9 protein-coding genes are annotated in these 6,963 nt (G+C 68.3%); 5 read left to right on the plus strand and 4 right to left on the minus strand.

The annotated features are described in order from the left end of the window. From AC5RUJ_RS08425 to AC5RUJ_RS08435, 3 genes are all read left to right on the plus strand, one after another. A partial coding sequence (locus tag AC5RUJ_RS08425; protein WP_494155757.1) for a LysM peptidoglycan-binding domain-containing protein occupies positions 1-226 on the plus strand: 226 nt, incomplete at its 5' end. A 114-nt stretch (positions 227-340) separates the two neighbouring features. Next, complete coding sequence (locus tag AC5RUJ_RS08430) at positions 341-2,032, plus strand: long-chain-fatty-acid--CoA ligase (RefSeq protein ID WP_494127654.1); 1,692 nt, start codon at positions 341-343, stop codon at positions 2,030-2,032. A 255-nt stretch (positions 2,033-2,287) separates the two neighbouring features. Then, a complete protein-coding gene (locus AC5RUJ_RS08435) occupies positions 2,288-3,277 on the plus strand; it encodes an ABC transporter substrate-binding protein (protein ID WP_494025072.1) in 990 nt (329 codons plus the stop codon). Between the two features lie 108 nt (positions 3,278-3,385). Here the strand turns inward: AC5RUJ_RS08435 and AC5RUJ_RS08440 are convergent, their stop codons facing one another. Continuing rightward, positions 3,386-3,970 carry an LOG family protein gene (locus AC5RUJ_RS08440; protein WP_494025073.1) on the minus strand — a complete coding sequence of 195 codons (585 nt, stop codon included), beginning with the start codon at positions 3,968-3,970 and terminating at the stop codon, positions 3,386-3,388. Between the two features lie 36 nt (positions 3,971-4,006). Between AC5RUJ_RS08440 and AC5RUJ_RS08445 the strand changes: the two genes are divergently transcribed. After that, the gene (locus AC5RUJ_RS08445; protein WP_494127653.1) at positions 4,007-4,546 is read left to right on the plus strand and encodes a DinB family protein; all 540 of its coding nucleotides are present in this window, start codon (positions 4,007-4,009) and stop codon (positions 4,544-4,546) included. A gap of 46 nt (positions 4,547-4,592) precedes the next feature. Here the strand turns inward: AC5RUJ_RS08445 and AC5RUJ_RS08450 are convergent, their stop codons facing one another. The 3 genes from AC5RUJ_RS08450 to AC5RUJ_RS08460 form a co-directional block, all read right to left on the minus strand. After that, positions 4,593-4,808 (minus strand): Rv3202a family protein, encoded by a 216-nt coding sequence (locus AC5RUJ_RS08450; RefSeq protein ID WP_494127652.1) that lies wholly within the window; start codon positions 4,806-4,808, stop codon positions 4,593-4,595. A 61-nt stretch (positions 4,809-4,869) separates the two neighbouring features. Continuing rightward, positions 4,870-5,172, minus strand: a complete 303-nt coding sequence (locus AC5RUJ_RS08455) for a MoaD/ThiS family protein (protein ID WP_494001101.1) — start codon at positions 5,170-5,172, stop codon at positions 4,870-4,872. Positions 5,173-5,183: 11 nt separating this feature from the next. Then, on the minus strand, positions 5,184-6,281 hold the full coding sequence (locus AC5RUJ_RS08460) for a WD40/YVTN/BNR-like repeat-containing protein (RefSeq protein ID WP_494127651.1): 1,098 nt from the start codon (positions 6,279-6,281) through the stop codon (positions 5,184-5,186). Between the two features lie 95 nt (positions 6,282-6,376). On the opposite strand from AC5RUJ_RS08460, the gene AC5RUJ_RS08465 reads away from it, so the two are divergent. Continuing rightward, the coding region (locus tag AC5RUJ_RS08465) for an MFS transporter (RefSeq protein ID WP_494155758.1) at positions 6,377-6,963 on the plus strand (587 nt) is incomplete at its 3' end.

A 6,963-nucleotide genomic window follows, 5' to 3' on the forward strand; every position in this document is an offset into this window, starting at 1 on the left:
ACCGGTCGCCCAGGCTCCGGCCCCGGCACCGGCCGCACCCGCGGTCCAGGCACCGGCGGTCAGCGGCGAAACCTACACCGTGCAGCCCGGCGACACCCTGGGCAAGATCGCCCAGTCCCTCGGCCTCCAGGGCGGATGGCAGGAGTTGTTCGCCGCCAACGCGGACACCGTTTCCGATCCGAACCTGATCTTCGTGGACCAGGTTCTGCAGCTGCCCGCGCAGTAATCCGGCATGCATCGCAGCGCCCCGTTCTCCGTGAGGAGGGCGGGGCGCTGCTGGTTGGGCCCAAAAGACGCGCCCTAGACTGGTAGCAACCGAGTGAGAGGACGTGTCGCTGCTGTGTCCACCGTTGAGAATCGCCCGTGGCTGCAGAACTACCAGCCAGGCGTGCCGGCCGAGATCGATGTACCGACCGAATCCCTGTCGCACATGCTGGAAGACTCGGTCCGCCGGTTCCGGAGGAAGACGGCCCTCGACTTTTTCGGCGCCACGACCAGCTATCGCGAGCTGGGCCGCCAGATCGACCGGGCGGCGGAAGGCCTTCGCCGGCTTGGCGTAGGCCCGGGCAGCCGCGTGGCCTTGATCCTGCCGAACTGCCCCCAGCACGTGGTGGCCTTCTACGCCGTGCTGCGCCTGGGCGCCGTCGTCGTCGAACATAATCCGCTGTACACCGAGCGCGAACTCCGCCACCAGTTCGAGGATCACGGGGCGACGGTTGCCATTGTCTGGAACAACGTGGTGGCCAAGGTGCAGGCGTTTCCGCCGGACATCGAGGTCAGTGCGATCGTGTCAGTGGACCTCGCCCGTGCGATGCCCCGGGCCAAGCGCCTGGCCCTGCGGCTGCCCGTCCCGGCGGCCAGGACCGCGCGGAAGGCGCTGACCACCCGGGTTAAGGGAACTGTGACGTGGGAGAGGCTGCTGCAGGCCAGGCCGCTGAAGAAGTCGCACCCCCGGCCGGCGGTGACCGACCTGGCGGCCATCCAGTACACCTCCGGCACCACCGGCAAACCCAAGGGCGCCATGCTCACGCACCGGAACCTGCGGGCCAACGCGGAGCAGGGCCGCGCGTGGATGCACGGCGTGTCCGAGGGCAAGGAGGTCATGTACGCGATCCTGCCGATGTTCCACGCCTTCGGGATGACCCTGCACCTGACGTTCGGGGTGCTCATCGGCTCCCGGGTGGTCCTGTTTCCCAAGTTTGACGTGGACCTGGTGCTGGCAGCGGCGAAGAAGACCCCGCCCACCATCTTCTGCGCGGTGCCGCCCATCTACGAGCGCACCGCCCGGGAGGCCAGGAAGCGCCGGGTGGATTTGGGGTCCGTGCGGTTCGCCATCTCGGGTGCCATGAACCTGCCGCAGGCCACCGTGGACCTGTGGGAGGAGACCGCCGGCGGCCTGCTGGTGGAGGGTTACGGGATGACGGAGACCTCGCCGGTGGCCCTGGGCAACCCGTTCGCGCCGACGCGGCAGAACGGCACGATCGGTGTCCCGTTCCCCAGCACGGAGATGCGGGTGGTTGACCCGGAGGACCCGGCGCGCGACGTCGCGCGGGGACAGCCGGGCGAACTCCTGATCCGCGGCCCGCAGGTCTTCCAGGGGTATTGGGGCAAGCCGGAGGAAACGGCGGAGGTCCTGCTCGACGGCGGCTGGGTGCGCACCGGCGACATCGTCACCGTGGACGCGCAGCACAACGTCCGCATCGTCGACCGGGTGAAGGAACTGATCATCACCGGCGGCTTCAACGTCTCGCCGTCCGAAGTCGAAGACGCCCTCCGCTCACACCCCGACGTCGTGGAGGCCGCGGCGGTCGGCCTTCCGCGCCCGGAGGGCGGCGAGGAGGTGGCGGCCGTCGTCGTGCTTCGCCCCGGAGGCGCCGTCCGGCTGGACGAACAGGGGTTGCGGGACTACTGCCGCGGCCGGTTGGCCGCGTACAAGGTCCCGCGCCAAATCGTCGCGGTTCAGGAACTGCCCAAGTCAATCCTGGGCAAGGTGCTGCGCAAGCAGGTCAAGGAGCAACTCGCCGCCCGGTGAGGGCGAGTGCTGGCGGGCCCGCCCACAAGGGGGCGACGACGAGCAGAGTGGGTGGCGCGAACCAGCGGGGGCGGGGGTGACGCGAACAAGGGGTGACGCCAACAAGTGGGTGACGCGTCACATTTCGTGCGCGCGGCAGGCGTGCGGTGTGAGCCGTGACATAGTGGTCCCCGGTGGCAGCGCAATGACCGCGCTCTCCGGTTGGGGGAGATCCGCGGGCACTGTCACTTGATTTTTTCGAACTGAGGAAGTGACATGAAGCGAACATTCCTGACGCTGCTGGCCGGTGTCTCCGCGCTTGGCCTGGCGGCTTGTGGATCCGGATCGCCCAGCGGCGGCGGAGGCAACGAGGCCGGGGGGAACGAATCCGCCGGCGCCGGCGACCTGACCAAGGTGACCGTTGGCGTGATCCCGATTGTGGACACCGCCCCGCTGTGGCTCGGTGACTCGAAGGGTTTCTTCGAAGAAGAGGGCCTGGACCTGGACATCCAGAACGTCGCCGGCGGCGCGGCGGCCATCCCCGCCGTGGTCAGCGGCGGGTTCGACTTCGCCTTCGGCAACGTCGTCTCGGTCATGGTTGCCAACGACAAGGGCCTGGATATCCAGCTGGTGGCCAACGGCAACTCCACCTCGGGAGACACCTCGCATGACTTCGGCGGGGTGGTGGTGAAGGGCGATTCGGACATCAAGTCGCCCAAGGACCTGGCCGGCAAGACCGTGTCCGTGAATACCCTCTCCAACATCGGCGACACCACGATCCGCAGCGTGATCGAGGCCGACGGCGGCGACCCCGAGAGCGTGAAGTTCGTCGAGATCGGTTTCCCCGACGCCCCGGCCGCGCTGGCCAACGGTCAGGTTGACGCCGCGTGGATCCTGGATCCGTTCCTGTCCCAGTCCGTCGAGGACGGCGGCCGCGTGGTCTCCTACAACTTCGCCGACTTCGACAAGAACCTGGACATTTCCGGCTACTTCGCCACCGGCGAGACGGTCTCCGGCGATCCGGAGCTGGTCAAGAAGTTCCAGGCCGCGATGAACCGCTCGCTGGAGTACGCGCAGGAGAACCCGGACGAGGTCCGCGAGATCGTGGGCACCTACACCAAGATCGACGAAGACGCCCGCGCGGAGATGGCCCTGCCCACGTTCCGCAAGGACTTCAACATGGAGGCGGCGCAGAAACTCGCCGACGCCGCCCTGAAGTACGGCACGCTGCAGAAGCCGGCGGAACTGGACAAGTTCTTCCCGTAAGCTTCAACGCCTCACCCCGGTACGACGGCGGGACCTCCCGGCCGTCTGCTGCCCACGACAGCGCCTCTCCCGGACGGGAGGGGCGCTGTCTGCATTCCGCTGAGGCCGCTAGATGCGGCTGCGCTCGCCGGGGTCCCGCCACTTGCGCACCGGCGGCGTCCAGTCCTCGATGGCGTCCAGCAGTTCGGCGGCGGAGCCTGCCACTATGACCGCATCCCGGTAGTCCTGCTTGAGGAAGCCGCCTGCGACCAGGCCGTCGATGGTCGCCAGCAGCTGGTCCCAGAAACCGTTGATGTTCAGGAAGGCCACCGGCTTCTCGTGGATCCCGAGCTGAAGCCACGTCCAGGCCTCGAAGATTTCCTCCAGCGTTCCGATGCCGCCCGGAAGCGCCACGAAGGCGTCGGCCAGGTCCGCCATCATTTGTTTGCGCTCGTGCATGGAGTCCACCACGTGCAGGGTGCTCAGCCCGACGTGCCCCACTTCGGTCTTGTCCAACGATTCGGGGATCACGCCCACCACGTCGCCGCCGGCTGCCACGGCACTGTCCGCGACGACGCCCATCAGGCCTACCTGCCCGCCGCCGTACACGATACCGATGCCGCGCGAGGCCAGTTCCGTGGCGAACCGCTCCGCCTCCCGCGCGTAGACGTCGTCCCTGCCGCTGGCCGATCCCGTGAAAACTGCAAGTCGCATGCGGCCATTATTCCAGTGCCGCTAGACTCGCTGACCATGAGCGACGTGGACGAGCAAGGCCGCACCGACCCTCCGCTGGCGGCGGGGGAGGCGGAGACCCTGCTGGGTTTCCTGGAGTTCCACCGCGCCACCTTCGAATGGAAGTGCGCCGGCCTGGGTGCCGAGGAGTTGGCGGCGCGGCTGGCTCCGTCGACCATGACGTTGGGCGGGATGCTCAAGCATCTGGCGTTCGTCGAAGACTACTGGTTCTCCGTGCGGTTGTACGGGCAGGAACCGCAGCCACCCTGGGACACTGTGGACTGGGAGGCCAGCCCGGACTGGGACTGGCAGTCCGCGGCCGAAGACACACCGGAACAGCTCCGCCGCATGTGGAAAGCCGCCGTGGCACGCTCCCGCTCCCTGACCGCTGAAGCCCTGGCCGACGGGGGCCTCGACGGGGCCGGCTCGGCGGCCGGGTCCACTGCCGGGGTTCCCGGCCTGCGGTGGATCCTGGTCCACATGATCGAGGAGTACTCGCGGCACAACGGGCATGCCGACCTGCTGCGCGAGGCAGTGGACGGACTGGTCGGGGAGTAGCGGGCGGCGCGCCTTGGCCGCTCAGGGCCGATTCGGGTAACCGCTGCTACTCGGCTTCCCCGCGCGGATACTCGTCGTCCTCGTCGGACTTGACCAGTTCCAGCTGCTCCTGCAGGTCCGCCTCGTTCGCCTCCCAGGTGGAGGTTATCTCCGGGGATGCTTCGTGTTCCAGGTCGTCACTGCGGACTGGAAGGGCCTGTTCCTGCACGTCCGCCTCGTTGGCTTCCGTGATGTCTGCTTCGTGCTGGCTGTTACTGGTCATCGGGTCCCTCCTCCAAGTTGCGGCGGCTATTGGTACACCATTGTCGGCTTAATCGTCGATCCTATCCACCGGCGACGGACTGGATAATCAGCAGTTCCTGGCCAGGTTCCACGAGCGTCGCCGGTCCCTGCAGCGTGCGGATGTCCTCGCCGTCGAGATACAGATTGACGTAGCGGCGGATGGCACCGGTTTCGTTGCGGACCCGGCGGTTGAAGACCGGGTAATCGCCGGCCAAGGCGTCCAGGATCTCCGCCACTGACCGCGGGCCGGATGCCGGCACGGTCAGCTCCCGCTGCTCGCCGGTCACCTTGGCCAGCAGGCTGGGCACGACGACGGTGACCGCTTTTTCTGCCACACCCACCACGGCATTCCTCCTTACAGGGTGGCCGCGCGGACGCACAGGACGTCCGGCAGCCCCGAGGCCACTTCCACGAAGACTTCGCCCTCGTCGGCACTGGCGTACACCGAGCCGCCGCGGGTGCCGAAGTAGACGCCGGCCGGATCGCCGGTGTCCACGGCGGCCGCGTCGCGCAGCACCACGTTGTAATCCTGGTCCGGCAGCCCGGTGGCGAAACGCGCCCAGGTGGCGCCGCCGTCGTCGGTCCGGTGCACGGCGAGATGCCCGTCCGGCGGAATCCGCTCGCCGTCGGCCTTGATCGGGACCACCCATGCGGTCCGGGACCTGCGCGGATGGGTGAGCATGACGAAACCGAAATCGGTGGGCAGCCCGTCGGCAATGGACTGCCAGTTGTCGCCGGAATCGTCCGAGCGGTAGACGCCGTGGTGGTTCTGCGCGAAGAGCGTGGACGGATCAGCGGCATCCCGGGCGATCTTGTGGACGCACTGGCCCACCTCGGGATTCGGATCGGGCATGAAGTAGGCGCTGATGCCGTGGTTGCGTGCCTGCCAGCTGGCGCCGCCGTCGGTGGTCCGGTACACGCCCCCGGTGCTCATCGCCACGTGCACGGTGTCCGGATCCTTGGGGCTCGGCAGGACCGAATGGACCGCCGCTCCGCCGTAACCGGCCCCCCACTGGTCCTTGTCCGGATGGTCCCACAGGCTGCGGTTGAGCTCGAAGTGCTCGCCGCCGTCGGTGGACTTCCAGACCGAAATCGGTTCGCAGCCGGCCCAGACAACGCCCGGCCGGTCCGCGGCGTCCGGCTGGATCTGCCAGATCCGCTCCACCGCGGCGCCGTCGTTGTCGCCGAAGCGGATGGCGCCGTTCTCCGGTTCGGTCCAGGTCTCGCCGAGGTCCTCCGAGCGGAAGATTGTGGGCCCCCAGTGTTCGGAGCGGGCTCCCACCAGCAGGCGGGTCGGGCCGCCGCGCTGGTCGATCCCGATGCTGGGGATCTCGCTCATCAAAAAGTGCGGGCCGGACAGGGACCAATTGGTCCGGTCGCGGCTGGTAGCCAGCCACAGCCCTTTCTTGGTCCCGATCGCCAGGACCGTCTCCCCAGTAGCCATGCCACCCATTCGACCACCGGGGCACCGGCTGCGCAACGGTTTTGCGACGAACGGCCGGGCGCGGGGCAGAATGGGGAGGCCGGCCGTACTTCAGGAACGAGGACATGAGCACGCATCCGCCGAACCAGCCCGGCTCCCGCCTCTGGCTTTGGGTCCTGATGGCGGCCGCCGTGCTGACCCAGACGTCCCTGAACGTGTCGCGGCCGGTGGTTTCGTACAAGCTGCTGGCCCTGGGCGGAGACGCGGCAGTCATCGGCGTGGTGACCGCCGTCTACGCCGTGCTGCCGGTGGTGGCGGCGCTGTGGCTGGGGCGGGTGAGCGACCGGATTCCGTCGCTCAAGGGCATGGTCGCGTTGGGTGCGGCCCTGCTGGCGGTGGCTACGCTGGGGCTGGCCTTGGCACAGGGGTTCGCGGTCATCGCGATCTCGATTGCCCTGCTCGGGGTGGGACACCTCGTGTTCACCATTGCCGGCCAGTCCGCCATCGGGCGCTATGCGCCGCTGAACCAGATGGACAGCGGTTTCGGCTGGTTCACCGCAGCGTTTTCGCTGGGCCAGTTGGTCGGCCCGCTGTTGGCCGGGCTGCTGCTGGGCAGCGAGACAGCGGGAGTGGGGCCGAGCTGGCTTGGCGCCATCGACCTGACCCTGCTGCTGGCGGCCGGCATTGCCGCAGCCGGGGCGCCCGTGATGCT

Source organism: Arthrobacter sp. Y3223164 (genome assembly GCF_059091005.1).

Bases quoted from the DNA above. Each gene is read 5' to 3' on its own strand.
- AC5RUJ_RS08435 (WP_494025072.1), top strand. From the start codon at position 2,288: ATGAAGCGAACATTCCTGACGCTGCTGGCCGGTGTCTCCGCGCTTGGC.
- AC5RUJ_RS08440 (WP_494025073.1), bottom strand. From the start codon at position 3,970: ATGCGACTTGCAGTTTTCACGGGATCGGCCAGCGGCAGGGACGACGTC.
- AC5RUJ_RS08445 (WP_494127653.1), top strand. From the start codon at position 4,007: ATGAGCGACGTGGACGAGCAAGGCCGCACCGACCCTCCGCTGGCGGCG.
- AC5RUJ_RS08450 (WP_494127652.1), bottom strand. From the start codon at position 4,808: ATGACCAGTAACAGCCAGCACGAAGCAGACATCACGGAAGCCAACGAG.
- AC5RUJ_RS08460 (WP_494127651.1), bottom strand. From the start codon at position 6,281: ATGGGTGGCATGGCTACTGGGGAGACGGTCCTGGCGATCGGGACCAAG.